Here is a 20,719-nt window from a genome sequence, read left to right as displayed (position 1 = left end):
ATGGCAGATTTGTATAGATAAATAAAATCACGCCTAGTAATTAAATTATTTATCTTTACACCTGTAGCTTTTACCGTTCAAAATAATTAATGAAAGAAACCTCAAATAAATACTTAATATCTGCCCTTATTTTAGGTTTAGCGTTTCACGGTAGTGCTATATTTTTTACTTTAGAAACTACGTATGATGCTTTAATACATCTATTTTTTGCAGATCATTATGCCAACAGTTGGTTTGAACCTTGGAACTACGAGTGGTATACTGGTTTTACGGTACAAAGTTATCCACCTTTAGTCCATCAATCTATAGGCTTATTGTCATTAGTTGGTGGTTTAAAATTTGGTATGTTTAGTGTTGCGCTTATTGCTATAGTTCTATTTATTACAGGCACCTATCGCTTTTCGCTGCTAATGACTGGCAATAAAACAGTAGCAGGTTATGCAACACTATTAGCTGTGTTTTCATCTTCTTTTGTAGAAACCTTACATATTTTTGGACAATTACCAAGTATTGTTGGAGTTTCCGTTTTAATGCACGCCTTACCCGAAATTTATTTATGGCTTAAAACAGGTAAAAAATGGTATTTAGCCACAAGTTTATCGCTTATTGCAGTTACGGTTACTTCGCATCATGTCACCCCTATTTTTGGCATGGTATTTTTTATATTTCCTTTAATAGGGATGGTAATTATGGACGTGTCTAGAGAACAAGTCGACACCATGAAAGCCGTAACCTTTAAACTGTTTTTAAATACATTTTTTAAACTATTTAAACGTATTGTTAGCTTTGGGATGCTCTCGTTAGTATTAATTATTGGTTGTATTTTTCCCTATTGGCTAAATTCTAAAGCAAATCCTATTACGCAAGTGCCAATTCCTCATGGCTCTCGTGATAATTTCTTAGAAATCACATCTTCTGGACTGGTATTCTTTCTAATTCCTTGGGGTGTATTACTTGTATTATTGCCGTATATATTTTACAGATATTATAGCAAACGTTATTTGTTTTTTGGCTTATCTGTAACCATTTGCACTATTTTAGGAACTGGTGGCACCACACCAATCCCTTTAAAAATGTTAGGCGAAACTGCATTTAACATATTAACACTAGACCGATTTACACTTTGGGCATCAATATTATCTATACCTTTAATGGGTGAATTCGCTTATCGTTTTGTTGAAGGCGATTTAAAAGCACTAATACAGCGTAAATTTGGTGCTGTATACCACAGAATTATTGGCGGTATATTGGCAGGTCTTTTTGTGTTTATGGTAATTTTCACCATGAGTTTAAATTACTTTAGACCATCGCAGCCTCAAAAAATAAAAATGCTCCCTATTGTGAATTTCTTAAATCAAGACGATCATGATAAATGGCGATTTTTAACCTTAGGTTTTGGCGACCAAATGGCGTGGTTAAGTGCCCAAACCAATGCTATGACTGTAGATGGTAACTACCATTCTGCAAGACGATTACCAGAATTAACCACCCGACCAATCGAACGTTTAGAAAACTCTAAATTTAAAGGTGTTGCTGGTATAGGCTCTTTACAACAGTTTTTAACTACACCAGAAAAATACAATCTTAAATACATATTTTCTAACGATAAGTTTTACGACCCTATTCTTTATTTCTGTGGGTGGCAACGGCTACGCCAGCTAGAAAACGGTATCATGGTTTGGGAGCGCCTTAACATACCGCCAGTATCTGCAATTTTACCAAAAGAAGATGTGGCAAAATGGCTAAAAATACATTGGGGTATTATGCCATTTTTAACAGTTTTAATCGCTTTTATTTTAAACATACAAATGCTTTGGGTTAATATGCTAAAAACGCGTTTTAAACCTATACCAGATTTTTTAAAGTTTCCTACAACCTATAATAAATTTAATAGAAACGTACTACGTATTACACATATTTGGTCGCTAATATTGGCTTTAGTGGTATGTTATGGCATTTATGTATTCTATTTAAAAAACGATTCGCAACGCAGTCCAGAAAATGCTATTATGGCGTATTATGATGCCTTAGATTTTAAGGAGTTTGAAAAAGCACATAGCTTAATTGATCCAAAAAGCAACCTACCAATTGCACAGTATATGCTAGAAATTTCGGTAACCGATGGCTTATTAAGTAGTTATGCTAAAATGGATGCATTAGATACTGAAATAAAGACGTATAACGATAGTACGGTGTCTGCAAAAGTGACTACACAATGGATTACACCTCTTGAAAAAATTGAAAAGATAGAGTATAAATCGTTATCAAAAATTAAAGGTAAATGGTATTTACAACCAGACGATTTAAATAACGATTTACCACCAGACCAACTATACTCCAATAATGTAACAAAATATTTTAACCAAGGAAGACGACGCATAACCACAGAACAAACCCATCATGAAGATGTATTAAAACAACCTGTTTTAGAAGTATTATCTGCTAAATTGGTACAATATAATGGCAGTTATGCAATAATTGGAGAGGTTCAAAATATAGATAATGTTCCTGCGGATGTTATTTTAAAAGGAACCCTATATAATGACGAGAACAAACAATTAGCAACCTACAACGCTAAGTATCATGTAAAGCATAAATTAATGCCTAAAGAATCCAGTAGTTTTAGAATTAATTTTGAGGGTATTGCCTGGGCTAAAACACAAGATTCTATTCCAGATACGTTTAATCCGGATGAATTTACACCTGTTGCTTTTGAAGAACAGCCTACAAAATTCAACTTACAAGTTGCGGGAAATGTATCAGGTTCCGATTTATACAAAAACGTAGTACTAAGCGCTATCACTATTGATAATAATGTTATAAGCGGAAACTTATTTAATAGTGGAATTCAAGAAATTACAATACCTCAACTTTTGATTACGTATTATGATGCCAATAAAAAAATGGTTTGGGTAGACCATTTGTTTGTAAAAGCTGGTGTACGACAACAACGTAAACAAGATTTTAAGTATGAAGTTTTAGAAAATGGAACGGTAAATAGTATAAACCAGAGTATGGAAAACATATTTGTAAATGGTTTACCAAACAAAGACATCTCTGATAAAATTGTACCTAATAGAATTAAAAATCATACACATGCGCAATTACAACCTATTGAGCATCCTGATTTTAGTTATATAAAAATTGAAATAAACACCTATATAGGCAGTCCAAATTAATGCGAATAAAACTAACATACATATTATTTTTCGGTTTGATATTTCAGTCATCGTTTACCATTGCACAAGAAAATGATACTTCAGCCAAAATTGAATTATTAAGTACACAGTCAAACTATGACGTTGGCAGTAAGGTGATATTAAAATTTTCAAGCGCCGAAACGAAAACCCCACTATTCTACTGCTCTAACAGTTATGGTTCTACACTTGTCGCTGCTACTTTAAAAAACAACACTTTAGAATATATCATTCCTAAAAATATTACAAAGAAGATTGGTATTGTTAATTGGAAATTATTGGACAAATCCGGAGTGCTTTCAGGTAAATTTTACATGCAGCCCAAGGCAGAAGTTGCTACTATGGAAACTTACATTGGGCCACCAAGTATTGAAGCTGGTGGTACAGATTATACTATGCTTGTTGTTATGCCGACAGATTCATTAGATAATCCTATACCTGAAAACTCTTTGGTAACTACGAAATATCAATTTTTAACTTCAGAAGAAAAAGATGCTATTTATACTAAAAACTTAATTGCGTATAAGAACATAAACTCTAAAAAAGAGGATGGGCGTATGCTTATATCATCTGAAAGTTTAGAAAAAAATTCAAAAGAATTTACAATTAATGTAACTGCTGCAATACCTACAAATTTTAATATTACTGCTACTCGCCCGCATAATTATGCCGATGGAAATCAAGTCACTACATTTTCTACTTCTATAATAAAAGATAGATATAATAACATAGTTAGTGATGGCACTTTTGTCACCTTTTTTATCACTAATTCTAAAGGAAATATTTTAAAAACTACAGGAACAACTATTGATGGTGTAGCCAATTCAAAAATAATTCATCCTGACTATAAAGATAATTGGAGTATAAAAGCCTATGTAAATGGTATGGCTGAAAGTAATAAGATAACCTTAAATTACATACAAGTTATTAAAGATTTTAAGGTTGAATTTTCAGAAAATAATAGAACTATAACTGTTGGCCCTCTAAAAAGTTTTATGCAACAAATGATACCAGATGGATTGCAAGTAACTCTAACTATTTACAAAAACGACAAAAATATTGAAACGCTTACAAAAACATCATTTAATGGCTATGTAAAGTATAGATTAAAACCTGCTGTTTATGAAAATGGCACCTATAATTTCAGTATTAAAACTGCCGGTAAACAAAAAGAATTTAAGACAGTAAAGCTATGGTAGGTCTCAATAAAAACATACTACGCAGCATATTAATAGCGTCTTACATTATACTCATAGCGCTTATAATTTATGGCATAAGTGCCTTATTTAGTTATTTAAATACAGGTGCAGATCGTAGTAAGATGCTACACACAGAGATAAAAAAAGTAGACCAATATTTACCAAAATTAGTTTGGGCACCTTTACAAAATGAAGGTAGACCCATGGATAAAGAAAACCTAAACGCACTACAAAACGATTATTTAGATGCATGGTATGTAAAACAAATAGCATACAAAACCAACAAAACTGCTGGCATTAAAGACTACTATACTGACAGTGCAAGAAAAAATTTATATGATTTTATTGCACATAATAACGCTGAAGATATTAGTATTGAAGCTACTACTTTAAATCATAACCCAACTTTAGAGTTTTTTAGTGAAGATGGCCAATTAGTCGTTATTACAGATAGAGATGTGATAGAATATAAACGTGTTTTTAAAGCTGATAAATTAGTTTTAGAAACTACAGAAACATCCATTTATAAGATGGTGTTTTTACTGGAAGATGGGTTTTGGCGCATTAGGCATCTGGTAAAGGAAGATACTGAAATCTACAAATCAAAAACTAAAACTGTTGCGGTTGATAGTTTGAATATTAAAGGGATTAATTACTACCCGCAAGCCAACCCATGGCAGATGTTTGGGGATACGTTTTCTAAAGACACAATTTCTAAAGATTTCAAAATTATAAAAGATGCAGGGTTAAATAGCATCAGGATTTTTGTGCAATATGAAGATTTTGGTAAAGCTGCAGTTGATTATAAAAAATTAGAACAGCTAAAACAGACTTTAGATATAGCGGAAGTAAACGATTTAAAAGTAGTTATAACGCTTTTTGATTTTTATGGTAATTATGATGTGATGGACTGGACATTAAACCATCGTCATGCTGAAACTATAATAAATGCTCTAAAAAACCATAAGGCACTATTAGCTTGGGATATTAAAAATGAACCCAATTTAGATTTTGATTCTAGAGGAAAAGACGTGGTTATAGCTTGGTTAAATACTATGATTGATGTTGTAAAATCTAATGACAACCTCCATCCTGTTACCATTGGTTGGTCTAATACACAAAGTGCTTCTATTTTAAAAGATAAAGTAGATTTCGTATCCTTTCATTATTATGAAGATTTAGATCAATTAGACACCGCCATCAAAACTATGAAAACTGATATACCTAATAAACCTTTGGTTCTGCAAGAGTTTGGATTGTCATCTTACAGTGGCATTTGGAATTTATTTGGGAGTTCGGAGGAAGATCAATCTGAGTATCATAAAAAGATACAAGGCATTATTGCTGACAATAATTTACAATTTATGTCCTGGACACTTTACGATTTTGCTGAAATACCAAAGGAAGTCGTTGGACGACTTCCTTGGCGTAAACGGGCTCAAGAGCATTTTGGCTTCATCAACCAAAACGGAGAGACTAAGCCCGCGTTTCAATATATTTCTAAAGAATAACTTCTTGAGATTGTATAGAATTTTTAGAAGATTTTTTATTTATTATCACTTCAAACGTATTGATATACAATTCTGCAATTCTAGACATTGGGTATGCTGTAGCTGCTTTATAATTTGCTTTTTCAAGAGAAACACGGTATGCATTATTTTCCAAAATTTTCTGTAATGCAATCGCTAAACTACTTGGGCTTTCCGCATCAAAAAACTCGCCTCTATAACCTTCATCTTGTACTAATAAAGCTAAATCTCCTAAATCTGGCATAACAACAGCCTTACCATAACTTCCTGCTTGGTGCAACACACCAGAACTTCCTGTTGTAGACGTGTATGGGAACACCACAACAGCACTTTCTTTAAATATCGTTGGCACGTCTTCTTCAGCAACATAACCCGTAAATTTCAAACCTTTAACATGACTATATTGTTTTTGTACGCTTTCTAAATACCCAGGAGTATTTGGGTTATCGGTTCCTGCAATAACTATTTCCATATTTAGATTAGAGACTTCTCGTAACATTTCTACAGCTTCAATCATCCCTTCCACTTTCTTGTAAGTTCCAAATTTACCAAAAGTCATTATTTTAAATGGCTCTAAAGGTGTTTCATAATTAGGTTCTTCAAGAATTTCAAACGTACCATGAGGTATCAACTTTACATTATCAGCATTATATTTATTACTTAAAATATCTACATACTTTTGCATAGTAACTGCAACGGTGTCAGCTTGTAAAATCAATCTTGTTAGTGTAGTACCAATAAATCCGTAAATTTTTTGCATGATTTTATTACTGGTAAAACCAGCACTCCCTAAATCTACTTCCTCCATAATATTATGAAGTAACACAATGTTTGGAATCTTTTTTAATTTACACACTAGAGGTAACATTAAGCCTAATGCAGCAGCCACTTTTTTATCACCAAACTTCATAAATTGAAGATTGAATAATACGGCTTCTGGTTTTACTTGGTTAATAGCTTTAGTAACTTTTACAATATTTAAATAGCTATTAAACGTCCAACATTCTTTTACAGTGATTTTACAGCCATCTTCTGTAAAGCTAATGTCTTTTTCACCTTTAGTCGTATCAGTAAGCAATACCAATTCTGTGATATTTTGGTTTTGCCTGAAGTGTTTTACTAAGTGGTATGCATATTCATTTAATGTTACCTTACTTGGTGGATATGCTGTTACAATTGCTAATTTCATGATATATTATTTTAAATACTATAATATTAATTACAGTACAAATTTGGGGTTTTATTCAACTAAAATGAGTCTCTTGTAGATGGGATTACCTTTACTGTAGACGAATGGTAAATTACTTAAGATAAAGCTAAATTGAAAACGTCTAGTTTTAATGATGTGATGCCTCATTTGTGCCTTGTCTCGACATAACTATCACTCTTCAAATAACACGCTTTAGCCATTTCAACTAAATAAGAAATCACCTAAAGAAGCCTTAAAACTACTAATTATTCAAATTTACTTGAAGATTTAGAATCGAACTTAAAAAATACAATCTGAATAACTAACAGCAATACCATAGCAATAATTTGTACATGTACGACTTCCTCCAAACTGTCATGAAAAAAGATAACCAATGCCATTTGTAACATACCAAACACACCAGAAATAATTACTGGTATATATTTATCTAAAGAGAGATAGTAATAGGCGAAAATATTTGAAATAGCAAACATACTTGTAGCAATGGCATATTGCCATAATAAAGGTGCAATAGCTATGTAACTTTCACCAAACAAGATATTTATAATAAGTTCTGGAAAACTTAAGCATACCAAAATGATACTTACAGATATTGCTGCGATGTAGCCTATATATTTAAAAAGTATAGGAGCAGTTTCTTTTCCGTCCTTTTTAAGTTGTACAACAGTTGGTAATAACAACATTACAAACATCCAAGCTATAAAATAAACAATACGCCCTATTAAAGCCAAAGAGGCATATAATCCTGCTTCGTAAGATTCAAAATAATGCTTAACTAATAGAATATCACTATTGTTAATGATGATTTGTGTTAATTCGTAAAACGCAGTTATCACAAAAAAATGTTTAATACTTTTGGAATGAACCTCAGGAAGTGCTAGCGTTTTTTTGAATGATATATGTTCTGATTTAAAAGGAAAAAGTCCGAATACAAAAGATGCTAAAATACCAACAGCAATAACTACTGAAGATTGGATATTGAAAATTAAAATCAAACCTAAAGTAATGATTAATCTGCTTAACATTTCAGATTGATACGTAATTGATAACTGTTTAAATGCTTTTTTTCCTTGAAACACGCCTCTATTTACACTCATTAAAAAGTATAAAGGCACACCAAAACCAAACACAAGAAACATATTTGACGACGATGTATTAAATACAGATTGTAATTGTGTTGAAAAAACAACGATAAGTAATCCCATTAAAACACCAACTAAAAGTGCATTTTTGTAGACTTTAGCAATAAAACTTTTAAAAATTTGATGCTCAAAAAGCACGGAAAATTTAGCAGTTACTAATTGAAATGTCATAGCTGCAAAACTTAACACCAATAAAAATGTAATAAGTACTGCGGCATCTGCAAATTGTGCTGGTCCTAACAGTCTACCCAAAATAAGATTGTACAAGTAATTACCCCCATTTACAGCCAAAACACTTAGCATAAATAGTTGTTCTGGGGAGATTTTTTTTGATTTCAAAAATGTTAAGATTTGCATAACTTTGGGTTTTTAAGGGTTAACCTATTGTAATTTAAGCTGCAACGCTTGTTTCAAAATCTTGAAAAATTTCCTTGCACCCATACCCTACTACAACAAATTTTTTGTTGTTAGCAATAGCTGTTTTATATAAATCTCTAAATACTTGCATTCCGCTACTATCAATAGCAGCAACATTATCAATATTAATAGTAAGTTCTTTTTTATACAGAATTAAAAACTCCATATGATTTTTAAACTGATTAGCTGTTGAGGCGTTAATAGAACCTTCAATAAAAAAAGTAGTATTGTTTTCTTTAATTTTAAGTGACATAGTTTTGGGGTTTTATGATTAGTACTTGTGATTTCTGATACAAAGATGCTTCTTCATACGATGTAGCAGGTTTAAATTTCGTTAAATCGCACTTAGCTTTAGGTGAATGAATAAAAAATAAAGTTTAAGCACCAACTGCTTTAAATGTATTTAGATACATTTCTGCAATATCAGACATAGGGTGTGCCGTTGCTGCTTTATAATTAATTTGTCCTAGCTTAACTTTGTAATCATTATTAGTTACAATGCTCTCAATGGCTTGCGCTAAACTATCCACAGATTTAGGGTCGAAAAACTCACCTTGATACCCTTCATCTTTAACTAACATTGCTAAATCGCCTAAATCTGGCATTACTACAGCCTTACCGTAGCTACCTGCTTGGTGCAATACTCCAGAACTCCCAGTAGTAGATGTATACGGAAAAACAACAACCGTACTTTCATTAAATAACACAGGAACTTCGTTTTCTTCAACATAACCAGTAAAACGAATTTGCGGTATATCCTTATAAGTTTCTTTAACCTTTGCTAAATACCCAGGGACATTGGGATTATCTGTACCAGCAATAACAACCTCTAAGTTTAAATCGGTTGATTTCCGTACTTTCTCTACAGCTTCAATCATAGCCTCAACCTTTTTATACGTACCAAATTTACCAAATGTCATTATTTGCATTGGGTTAGATGGTGTAATATAATTAGGTTCTTCTGGAATTTCAAAAGTACCATGCGGTATTAATTTTACATTATTAGCTTTATACTTTTTGCTTAAAACATCAACATACTTTTGCATGGTTACAGCTACAGTATCAGATTTTAAAATAAGTCTCGTCAACGTATTACCAATAAAACCATATACGTTTTGCATCAGCTTATTATTAGTAAAACCAGCACTTCCTAAATCTACTTCCTCCATAATGTTATGCAGTAATACAATATTTGGAATCTTTTTTAATTTACAAACTAATGGCAACATTAATCCTAATGCAGCTGCAACCTTTTTATCACCAAACTTCATGAACTGTAGGTTGAACAAAACAGCATCTGGTTTTGTAATATTTATAGCCTTAGTAATACTTACTATATTTTTGTAACTATTAAATCTCCAACATTCTTTTACAGTAATGTTACATCCATCTTCTGTAAAGTTAATGTCCTTTTCGTTATCAGTATAATCACACAACAAAATGAGTTCTGTAACGTCTTGTTTTTGTCTAAAATGTTTTACTAAATGGTATGCATACTCATTTAAAGTAACCTTACTTGGTGGATATGCTGTTACAATAGCTATCTTCATAATTTGGTAGGTTTTGGGTTAAAATAATCTTCGCATAAACTCTTTAATTCTGACACGAAAACGAACAAATATACCATTTGTCGATAAAATTTACAATAAAATCTTATATTTCTTTCAAAAAAAAGTTATATTTACGACAAATTATAACATAAAAAACATAATAAAAAGTAGTACAAACCCTAAATTTAACCTTAATAAAACCTACCAATATGATTAAAATTTTAGCCATAGATGACCAGCAATTAATAGTGTTGTCACTAAGAAAACACTTAACCGACCTAGGATTTAGTATTAAAACCGCAAATACAGGAGAAGAAGGACTACAAATCTTCGATTCTTATCAACCAGATATTGTAATTGTAGATATTAATATGGAGGGGATATCCGGTCTAGACGTTGTTAAGACAATTAGACATGAAAAAAAATCAGATGTTAAAATTTTAGTGCTTTCTGGTAATACAAGTGAAGATACTATAATAGATGGGTTTGATTTAGGTATTGACGATTACATGAAAAAACCCGTATCCTTAAACGAAGTTACCGTAAGAATTTCTAGAATATTTGGTATTAAAACAAATAAGCCACAAAGCAATAGCCCAAAAGAACAAATGCTTCAAAAACGCTGTGTGGGTGTAGTAATACCTTGTTATAATGAAGAAGAACGTTTGTTGAGTAAAGAATTTATTGACTTTGTAGACAGTAACTTAGGCTATCATTTATGTTTTGTAAACGATGGTAGTAAAGATAATACGTTGCAAGTTTTAAATGACTTACAAAAGGAAAGACAAAATAATATTAGCGTATATAACTGCGAAAAAAACGGTGGAAAAGCCGAGGCTGTTAGACAAGGCGTTCTCCATTTAGCAAAAGACTCTCAATTGGATTATATAGGATATTTAGATGCGGATTTATCAACAGATTTTAGAGATTTTGACGATTTAGTAAAAACTATTGAAACTTCTGATTTTAAAATTGTGAGTGGTTCTAGAATGAGTAGAATGGGCGCTGATATTACCAAGGAGTCTGCCAGAAAAATAATAAGCAAAACCATAAACCTTATTATAAGAACTATTTTAGGTATGCCTTTTAACGATACACAATGTGGTGCAAAAATTATGGATAAAGATATTGTGAAACATATGTTTAATGATAAATTTATAAGTGCTTGGATTTTTGATGTCGAGATTTTTATAAGAATGCGAAAGCATTATGGAAAGAAAAAAGCGATTTCATACATCTGCGAACAACCACTAAAACGATGGATACATGCTGATGGCTCTAAATTATCAATGAAAGATTCTATTAAAATTGTAGGACAGCTTGGGCAAATTGCATTGCATTATAAATAAAACAGCCAAAGCACCATTAATTTAATTAGGATAACACTACACCAGTAAGGCTATATTTTACTAAAAACTCAGGTGTATTTGCTGTAAACTGAGTACAGTATACACCAAATGGCAGTTTAATGTCGGTGAATGGTAGTTTCCTGTAGATTAGTATTGTGGGTTTTGGGCTTAACTTGCAGTATCACAAAAACCAAACAATGAATATAAAATTATATAGTGTCTTAATCGCCTTTTTTGTTACCACAGTAGCATATACACAAAACATGCAGGAAGGCTTTACTTATTTAGAAACTGGTAAATACACTAAAGCAGAATCGTTTTTTGAAACCATTTTAAAAGAGCATCCTAACAACAAAACGGCCAGATTATGCTACGGAAGAGCTATTGGTTTAAACGGAAAACCAGAACAAGCAAACATGCTTTTTAATAAGTTATTAAAAGACTACCCTAACGATTTTGAAGTAAAATTAAACTATGGTGAATCGCTGTTATGGACTAGTAACTTCCCTGAAGCAAAAACCTATTTTAAGACTTTAATAAATGAAGACCCTAAAAGTTTTGCCGCTTTATTAAGTTACGCCAATACTTTGTCAAACTTAAAAGAATACGAAGAAGCCTTAGTTTATGTGAATAAAGCTTTAGAGGTATCTCCAGGAAACCCGAATGCGTTAACCTCAAAAAAATACATGTATTTAGGGTATGCCTATCAAAATCAACAAGCTCAAAACTATGATGAAGCCGAACGTCTTTTAAAAGAAAACCTAACACTTTTTAAAGATGATAAAGACACGCTTTTAAACTTAGCCAACCTGTATTTAATTATGGGCGAATTTGATAAAGCTACAGACACTTATAATATATTAGCCAAAAATCCGGACAATAAAATAACAGCAAAAAATGGTTTGGCTTTAGCACAACATTTAAAAGGCAAAGAAAAGGAGGCGCTAAAATTAAGTGAGCAAGCCTATTTAGGTTTAGAGAATGATACGGATAGCACATTGGTAAAAGCAACAACAGAAAGACATGTACAAGCTTTAATTTGGAATAAAAAGTTTAAATCTGCCAAAATATTAATTGATGATTTAATAGAAAACAAACCTAACGAAAACTGGATTTTAGCCTTACGTGCTACCCTAAATATTTATAAAAGTGATTTTAAAAAGAGTGTTGCAGATTATAACCGCATTTTAGAAAACGATAGCAGTTCTTTTGATGGTAATTTAGGAAAAGCAAATGCCCTAAAAGCTTTAGGGAAGTATAATGAAGCTTACCAATCTGCAGAAAATACCTTAACGTATTATGACAAGCAAAAAGATGCTACTAATTTTATTAAAACTCTAAAGACCTCTTTTACGCCGTTTTGGGAAACTAAAGCGAGTTACTCCTTTGATAATGGTGATAATAAAGCCTTTGGCGTACAAACCAAAATAGAATTCCCAACCTCAACCAGGTTTAAATGGTTGGCAAATTATGGCTACAGAACAACAACCAATAAAGTCACTAATTTTGATGCCACATCAAACGATTTTTCATTAGGGTTAGCGTATCAGTTACTACCAAACCTTACCTTTAAAGGAACTGCAGGTGTAACGGCAGCAAAAGCAAATACAAGCGATTATACACAATTGGTTGCTGATTTAGCGTTTAATATAAAACCCTTTAAACTACAAGTTTTAGATATTGGTTACAAAAGCGAAATTCAAAGTTTTAATGCCGAATTATTAGATAGGGAAATTGTAATGAATAATATTTATGCCAATTATAGTCTAAGCACCAACTTTAATTTGGGTTGGTTTACACAGTATTTTTATACGTGGCAAAACGACGATAATACTAGAAACTTATTGTTTACCTCGTTGTACTATAATATTTTACCAAAACCATCACTTAAAGCGGGTTTAAATTACCAATACATTACCTTTAAAAACCAAGTGCCAACCATTTATTTTAGTCCAGAACAGTTTAATGCTGGCGAAGTATTTGTAAATATTATTAAAGATGAAGCCATTACCAAACCTAACGAATGGTTTTATGAATTGACTGCCGCTACTGGTTTACAATACATTGAAGACGATAGCAGCCAAAGCACTTACCGCGTACAAGGGAAACTAGGTTATAAATTTTCTGAACGTGCCTTGTTAAACCTTTACGGTACCCGAAGTAATATTGCCTCTGCCACTGCAGCTGGTTTTACGTTTAATGAAATTGGTGTGAGGTTTAAGTGGTATTTGGGTGGGACGCCGGTTTTTGAGGAGTAACGCTATAGTGTATGGTTTGTTGCGTGGTTTAAGCACCTAATTTAGCAAATAAAAACCAAATAGAAAATTCCGCAGTAATATTCGTAAGTAGGCTAGAACTAGCCATTAATTTTACAAGTTGTTGTGCATAGTTTTTATTCTTCTAAGACTCCAATAAACATTAAATACTTAATTTCAGTATCATAAATTTCGATTAGTTCATCCTTTGATAATTTTACTTTTTCCTCATTCAGAGCATATTCCACCATTTGATTTATATCCAATTCGGTATTCGATTCAGGTTCGTTTTTAGGGTTTTGATTGTCAGAAGTCAGTCGAGTTTTCTCCATATAATTCATTTCCGCAATTAGAGCGTCACGAATCAAATTTAGGTCAGATTTTTTCTTATTCAGCTTTAATGCAATGAAACAAGTTACCTCGTCTAAATCATAGATTTCTTTTCCAGCGTTATTTTCATTTATAGTACAGATTGGATCGTTTTTACAACCGAAAAATGAGAGTAAAGTCAAGATTAATATTTTTTTCACGAATTATAGTTTTATGCGTTAAATTTCGATTTTATTTTGTCCCATAATGAGCTTTTGTTGATATGAAGTTTATTAATCGATTCAGCAATTTTTTCTACCTGTCCTGTCTCGTGATTCCAGAAATATAGTTCTTCACTTAAATTTCCATTTCCATTATGAGTTAAGATTAGTTGATTCCCAAATCCATCCGCACCAATTGCGATTCCACTTTTAGGAAATCCATTCCATTTACGAGCATTTTTTGTTTCAAGTCCAATATGATTGCAAGTTCGACTTATTCTTTTCTTGTCAGTTTTGTCAAAAAAAGGGTAAAGTTCAAATTCAAATTCGTCCGTAATTAATTCGCCACCATTTATTTTTATCATTCGGATTTTGAATTCATTTGGGAATTTTACGTTCAGTTCAGATTCCGTTTCTTTTATGTGTTTTTCGTCAATTGGAAATGGCATTTCGAGGTTTTGGTTAAATGTTTGCTAACGGTCTCGTATAAGAATAGTAGCGGATTTTGGAACGCTAACTTTTCGGTTTAGTACAGACCTTTGTTTATGTGTTTCTTATTTCGTTTTAGCGATTAAACCGCTATTATTATTATACAATGTTAGGCACAGTTATTTCTTATTCCCAATCCCAGCTTTCAGGATAGAAAAATGTTTTGTCTTTTTCGGCTTCAGAACCAGAAAATGTTTCAGCATAGGTAGGAAGCCAAATTTTAGCAACATCAACTTGAAGTATTTCTGATAACTCTACAACACCTTTAGGATAGTTTTTACTTGATATTTCACGCATACAAACAAAAAGCTCTGAGAATGTACAGTCTAAAATAGCTCCTTGTAAAGGCATATCTAAAAAATCAATAGGTGTACCGTGCTTTAAAATATAAAAGTATTTTTTAGTTTCCTTAACTGTATATTTTTCAATAGGGCATAAGTTATCTCCTTTGGTAGTTACATCTTCAATATCACAAAGTTTTGCGAAACCCTTTAAGTCTATCTCAATATCTTTAGAAGAAGCACTACAAAGTATTGCCCCGTTTTTGATATCGTGGATATCAGCAACTCTAATTGAACGTCTACCTGAACATCCCATCACAATATCACACTCTGAAAGTAATTGTTTTAAAGGCATTGGATAAAAACCTCTTCCATATCCTAACATATTTACAATAGGGTTTATGTCATAGATTGAAACAACTGCATTTCTACCTTCAAATGCAGTAGCACAAGACTTACCAATATTACCCCAACCGATTACTCCACAGCGAACACCATCTAAGATAGAAGCTAATTGAGTTCTCATAACTTTTTCAAGACTATACACACAAGCATCGCCAATTAATGAATCTTCAACTTTTTTTAAATCTGTTCCTGCCATAGATAAAACAGGTAGTTCTAAAATTCCATCAGCCTGAGCTTTCTCATATCTCCAAAGTCCGTTTTTTGTGTCTTCTACACAGCCTTTAAAGTTTTTGTTTTTTGACAATTCTCTTGTCCATTTTGACATATATCCACCTACCTCTTGGAAAACTATTGGATGCTTACAATTCGCAACAACCTTGTCTACGTCTTTCCATAGCTCATTTTTCATATAATCGATACTCGGTGGAACGATAACATTGTATCCTTTTTTTCTTAACGCCTCAACTGTTGGCATATCATTAGAATATACTATTGATATGACTAATTCAACAGGATAAACTGAATTAACTATGTCAATATATTCAATAGTTGTTGGTAAAATATGTTGCAAAATAATACTGTGTGTCTGGTCTGGATTTTCAGTTTTATCAGCTAATTGTTTAAGGACTTTCATTTTTCCTTCTATGTCAATTTTTTTAATTCCAAAATCGACACCTTTCTCAATATTGCTTTCTGCAAAAAATGATTTACTTAATCTATTCATAATGGTTGGTTTTAATTGTGCCTAACGTTTTTGTGTATGATTAGTTGCGTGGTTAAGCAACTAATTTAGCAAAAATGGACCGGACTTAGGAATATTCCGAAGGAATATTCCAGATGAGTAGAAAGCAAGCAATTAATTATACACTTTGTTAGCTTTTAGTGCTTTCATAATTCATTCGTTTTTTTCTTTTTTTCGGTCATCATTTAATTCCAATTTTATAATTTCTGCTTTTTTATTCATTCCGCAAACTTGCTAAAATTCCGACCATTTTTTTATTCGGGTTTGAGTGAGCTATTCCGACGTTGCTTTTCCAGTTCCGATTGCGCAAACCTATCTGTCGACAGGCAGGCAAGCTAAAAATTCAGCCGTAATTCAATTCAGTTCCGATAGCTATCGGGATCGAGTGGTCAATTCCGCTGTTGTATTTCATTCCGAATTTGAGTGATAATTCCAGAAATTTTTAAATTCCATATACAGTTTTTCTGATTTATCTACCTTAAAACTCAAAAAAAAATCGAAAAATAAACCAGTCTTTTTTTCAAACCGCAAACTTGCTCTAGCATTAAAGCTAACTTATTTATATACGTAACTTTTACCCGATTATACCCCTATTTAGTTAGGATAAGCGTAAGTTAAATATGTTTTATTTTCTCTAAAAATACTAAACCATAATACAAAAACCTATAATTTTCTCTCTTATAACTCCATACAAATATTACACACAAACCGTGTTAGGGATTACAGCGGCATCCTTTTTAATGCTTTGGCTAATAAACCGTCATTACGAGGAGGCACGACGAAGTAATCTCCTGTGATTAAGAAGATTGCTTCACTTTGTTCGCAATGACGTATGGATTATGACGCATTAAAAAGATATAGCCTTTCGACTGCGCTCAAGACAGGCTTCAAGCCCGACCTTTGTGGTAACGCCCAAATTATTAAAACAAAAAAAGGGCAGAAACTTACGTTTCTTGCCCTTTTTAACATTGGAGTATTTAGCTATTAACAATCCTCAGTTTACTTAATTTTAAGTTGGTTACTTAATTTACCATAAGCTTTACTGTTTTGTATGTTGTACTGCCACTTGTAAGTTTACAGAAATACATGCCTGAACTTAATTGATTTCTTTTTAATATTAAGTTATTTTCGCCACGTTGTGTGGTATAGTCTATTTCTTTAACTAGAGTACCTATTTGGTTATATACTTTTAATGTTACTGTTTCGTTTACTATTGCATTAAATGTTATGGTTGTATTGGCTCGCATTGGATTTGGAGATGCCTTCATATTTTCACCTGAATTTTCAGTAATATCTTCTACTGAAAGCGTACCACTTTTTGCAAAATGCACTTGTTGTAATGTCATTGTTTTTGTTTGTATTTCACCATTTTCTGCTAGCATGGTGTATACTATAGATGTAATATCGTTTGCTTCTAAAGGCGTACCGTTTAATGAGATAAAATCTGAAAACAATAGGGTGTATTCTGTAGTATCTTCTGTTAAATTTATACTAGCTTTATACTGTGTTTCCCAGTTCTCTACACTTGCCTTAACCAATCGTATTATTAATGTACCTGTACCTTTTGCTTGTAATTTTAGGCTGTTAAATTCTGATAAATCTATTGGATTAAATTTTGGTGTTAAGGCACGATAAGTGGCTACATAATTGCTTGTTGTAGCTTCCAAAATAATGTCGCGCTCTACAGCATATACATCTGTGTTAAATGTGGTGGTGTTTGGCAATACATCAAAACGGGTTACATTGGCTTGTGCATCATCATATCCCCAAGGACCGTCAGATAAGAATAAGTCATCTGGTATGTTTACACCATCGCCAATTCTAAACCCAATATCAAATAGGCTTCCTGCATCTACCTCTACATTAGAAATGTAGTGTTCGTCTAGTGCTATAGTAGTTGATACGGTTTCTACGGTTTCTGTTTCTGTTGTTCTAACACCGCCATCAAATACTACATTTGCAGTTCTATTTGTGTTTACTATTTGTAAATCTAACTTACCATTTCTGTATGTTCCTGATTTTACAAATACGGTTGGTGCTAATGAGTTGTTGTAACTTGTTATTGGTTTTTGTACACTTAATAATGTTACAACTTCTTCTCCAAGTTTTACTAAATCGTCTAGAGAGTTAGACCATATTTGGAAATTGTAAAACCCAACGTTGTTTTCGTATTTATCTAAATTCCAGTGACTTTCAATTCCAAAATTAACATCGTTATCGGTGGCTTTGGCCGATAAACTTAATACAAACTCTAAACTACCATCTATATTTCGTATTAAGGCTTTTATAAATTGTTGTTCTTTAATTTCTATGGTGGATACCGATACTAACTCTGCGCCTAATAATCTATCGCAAATGTACTTTGTGTGTTCGTAAACGCCATCGTAGGTTTTTAGTAATAGTATAGAGGCAATAGCTTCATTATTTTTCATGTAATCTACTGAATACACTTCTTTAGCGTTGGTAATTCCAATTAAATCTGTTGGAGAAGACTCTATAGCTTCATCTTCATTAACCACTTCTAAAGGTATTAAATCTGATAATTGAAATCCGTTCCCTTTTCCTGGTACGTTTTTACCGTATTTAGATGATTTTATAAAACGTTTAGCTGTGGTTTTATCAAAACTATAATTACGTTTTACACGATTAAAATTACGTTTGTTTATTAATTCTGAAAGTCTGTTATTACTTTCTAAACCACCTGCATTTGCACTAGAAGATGTTGAGGCTTGTATTACAGGGCAACCTGAATAGCCCGAACATGATGGGTCTTCGCAATCAATTAATCCATCGCCATCATCATCAATACCATTATCGCAAATTTCTTGTGGTACTGGTGCTGTAGGACAACGCGCTCCATCATTTTGAGAACTTGAAGGTCCAAAAGCAAATAGATTAGACTCCATGGTACTAGAACTTGTTAAATTTTGTACACTTTGGATAACATAAATAGTTCCTGTTTGGTTAGCAGATACATAAAACCGCCCTGAGGCATCAAAATATACAGCACCATAGGTATAATTTAAACCCGACAGAATTGGCACTACACCTAAACTTTCCATATTTCCAGTTTTAGCATCTATTCTGTATAAAATGTTGGTTTTCTTTTCTACTGCGTAAAGCTTCTTATCGATAGCATTAAATGCCCAATCGTGAATACTTATATTCTTTTGGAGTTGTAAGGTTTCTTTATGTTGTCCGTAATTATCAGATTCTGGATCTAAATCTAATGCGTAGTATGCTGTACCACCGCTTTTTAAATAGTAAATACCTTCTGCACTTATATCACCAATATAACGTCCGCTAGTTGGTAACTCATCTACATAATAAATAAGTGTTGAAAAATCTTTTCCTATTCTTACTATAGATTTTGAAGGAAAACTTAATGATCCCCAAATGTAACCATCTACCGGGTTGTATGCGGTTGCGTTGATAGTACCCTCTGTAACATCTTTAGCAACCTGATACGAATTTCCAGATGCTAGATCTATAGCATAAACATCATTATATTGAAATAAGTAGGCATTATAATCGCAGTTAAATGGGGGGTCTTGAGCAAAAACTGCGCTTGTGATAAATAATGATAGTAATAATTTTTTCATGGTTTCTTTGTTTTACACTACAAATGTAGGTTGGGTTTAAAGGGATTTTCACTGTTTTTCGTTAGATGAAACTTTTGTGTAGACGAATGGTATTAGGCTTAAGTTTAAATTAAAATGTATGATATTATATATAATTCCAATTTAATGTACGAAAAAGAATATTTAAAATGTTGTATTTTTTGTGTTATAGACGAATAGTATAATTTTTTAACAGTCTTAAATAATAAATCATCGATGATGTGTTATTTTGACTTAAACCGAATAGAAATTGGTATACGCTTTGTCATGTCGACATGAGGCACGATTGAGACATCTAATCCGAGTGCGCAGATGTTGATGAACACTAAAAATGTAATGTGATTTCTCCTTGCGTCGAAATGACTAGAGGTTTTATTTAAAATACGTCGTTATTGAGTGTTTCCCACTTCGGATTAAAATCCGAAATCAGTTTATTCTTCTTTTCCCGTCTCCACTTTTTTAGCTCTTTTTCTCTAGTAATACCTTGTTTTGGGAATTCAAAAGTTTCGTAGTAGACCAAATAAATACAGTCATATTTACCCGCAAAGGATTTTTTAGCGTTTTGAGAATCAAAGTAATGTTGTGCTAATCTATTTTGGATATTGTTTGTGAAGCCTATGTATAATGTGGTTCTGTATCTATTAGTTATGATGTAAACGAAATATTTATTTCCCATATTTCAATTATTATCCTCTTATTTATTACTCGAATGTGATTTCTCCTTGCGTCGAAATGACTACGGATACTAAATTAATATGCGTGTTGTCATGTCGACATGAGGAACGATTGAGACATCACATTCGA

At 32.4% G+C, this 20,719-nt stretch carries 14 protein-coding genes; 5 read left to right on the top strand and 9 right to left on the bottom strand.

Annotated elements, in window-relative coordinates; genetic code table 11:
• Window positions 1-89: 89 nt before the first annotated feature.
• The 3 genes from ACKGJY_RS07960 to ACKGJY_RS07950 are packed head-to-tail and all read left to right on the top strand — an operon-like array spanning window position 90 to window position 5,907.
• Window positions 90-3,179 carry a hypothetical protein gene (locus ACKGJY_RS07960; RefSeq protein WP_413973344.1) on the top strand — a complete coding sequence of 1,030 codons (3,090 nt, stop codon included), beginning with the start codon at window positions 90-92 and terminating at the stop codon, window positions 3,177-3,179.
• On the top strand, window positions 3,179-4,396 hold the full coding sequence (locus ACKGJY_RS07955) for a hypothetical protein (protein WP_413973343.1): 1,218 nt from the start codon (window positions 3,179-3,181) through the stop codon (window positions 4,394-4,396). Before ACKGJY_RS07960 ends, ACKGJY_RS07955 begins: the two co-directional genes overlap by 1 nt.
• Window positions 4,390-5,907, top strand: coding sequence for a cellulase family glycosylhydrolase (locus ACKGJY_RS07950; RefSeq protein ID WP_413973342.1), 1,518 nt, complete (start codon window positions 4,390-4,392; stop codon window positions 5,905-5,907). The genes ACKGJY_RS07955 and ACKGJY_RS07950 overlap by 7 nt, the downstream gene beginning before the upstream one ends.
• Here ACKGJY_RS07950 and ACKGJY_RS07945 read toward each other — a convergent pair.
• The 4 genes from ACKGJY_RS07945 to ACKGJY_RS07930 form a co-directional block, all read right to left on the bottom strand.
• Complete coding sequence (locus ACKGJY_RS07945) at window positions 5,897-7,114, bottom strand: glycosyltransferase (protein WP_413973341.1); 1,218 nt, start codon at window positions 7,112-7,114, stop codon at window positions 5,897-5,899. The genes ACKGJY_RS07950 and ACKGJY_RS07945 overlap by 11 nt on opposite strands.
• A 266-nt stretch (window positions 7,115-7,380) precedes the next feature.
• A complete protein-coding gene (locus ACKGJY_RS07940; RefSeq protein WP_413973340.1) occupies window positions 7,381-8,634 on the bottom strand; it encodes an oligosaccharide flippase family protein in 1,254 nt (417 codons plus the stop codon).
• A 34-nt stretch (window positions 8,635-8,668) separates the two neighbouring features.
• Complete coding sequence (locus ACKGJY_RS07935) at window positions 8,669-8,947, bottom strand: STAS domain-containing protein (protein ID WP_413973339.1); 279 nt, start codon at window positions 8,945-8,947, stop codon at window positions 8,669-8,671.
• A 124-nt stretch (window positions 8,948-9,071) separates the two neighbouring features.
• A complete protein-coding gene (locus ACKGJY_RS07930; protein ID WP_413973338.1) occupies window positions 9,072-10,244 on the bottom strand; it encodes a glycosyltransferase in 1,173 nt (390 codons plus the stop codon).
• A 212-nt stretch (window positions 10,245-10,456) separates the two neighbouring features.
• On the opposite strand from ACKGJY_RS07930, the gene ACKGJY_RS07925 reads away from it, so the two are divergent.
• Window positions 10,457-11,593: a response regulator gene (locus tag ACKGJY_RS07925; protein ID WP_413973377.1), complete on the top strand. Its 1,137-nt coding sequence runs from the start codon at window positions 10,457-10,459 to the stop codon at window positions 11,591-11,593.
• 197 nt (window positions 11,594-11,790) lie between these two features.
• Window positions 11,791-13,851 (top strand): tetratricopeptide repeat protein, encoded by a 2,061-nt coding sequence (locus tag ACKGJY_RS07920; protein ID WP_413973337.1) that lies wholly within the window; start codon window positions 11,791-11,793, stop codon window positions 13,849-13,851.
• A gap of 134 nt (window positions 13,852-13,985) precedes the next feature.
• On the opposite strand, the gene ACKGJY_RS07915 is transcribed toward ACKGJY_RS07920, so the two are convergent.
• The 5 genes from ACKGJY_RS07915 to ACKGJY_RS07895 all read right to left on the bottom strand — a co-directional run bounded on the left by ACKGJY_RS07915 (window position 13,986) and on the right by ACKGJY_RS07895 (window position 20,591).
• The gene (locus ACKGJY_RS07915) at window positions 13,986-14,378 is read right to left on the bottom strand and encodes a hypothetical protein (RefSeq protein WP_413973336.1); all 393 of its coding nucleotides are present in this window, start codon (window positions 14,376-14,378) and stop codon (window positions 13,986-13,988) included.
• An 11-nt stretch (window positions 14,379-14,389) separates the two neighbouring features.
• On the bottom strand, window positions 14,390-14,827 hold the full coding sequence (locus ACKGJY_RS07910; RefSeq protein WP_413973335.1) for an SMI1/KNR4 family protein: 438 nt from the start codon (window positions 14,825-14,827) through the stop codon (window positions 14,390-14,392).
• 166 nt (window positions 14,828-14,993) lie between these two features.
• Window positions 14,994-16,277, bottom strand: a complete 1,284-nt coding sequence (locus ACKGJY_RS07905; RefSeq protein ID WP_413973334.1) for a hypothetical protein — start codon at window positions 16,275-16,277, stop codon at window positions 14,994-14,996.
• 1,040 nt (window positions 16,278-17,317) lie between these two features.
• Window positions 17,318-19,897: a DUF6923 family protein gene (locus ACKGJY_RS07900; RefSeq protein WP_413973333.1), complete on the bottom strand. Its 2,580-nt coding sequence runs from the start codon at window positions 19,895-19,897 to the stop codon at window positions 17,318-17,320.
• Window positions 19,898-20,291: 394 nt separating this feature from the next.
• Complete coding sequence (locus ACKGJY_RS07895) at window positions 20,292-20,591, bottom strand: GIY-YIG nuclease family protein (protein ID WP_413973332.1); 300 nt, start codon at window positions 20,589-20,591, stop codon at window positions 20,292-20,294.
• Between the last annotated feature and the right edge of the window lie 128 nt (window positions 20,592-20,719).

The organism is Hyunsoonleella sp. 2307UL5-6, from assembly GCF_047345485.1.
In the GTDB taxonomy this organism is placed as follows: domain Bacteria; phylum Bacteroidota; class Bacteroidia; order Flavobacteriales; family Flavobacteriaceae; genus Jejuia.
This window is presented reverse-complemented; position numbering and strand designations above follow the sequence as displayed.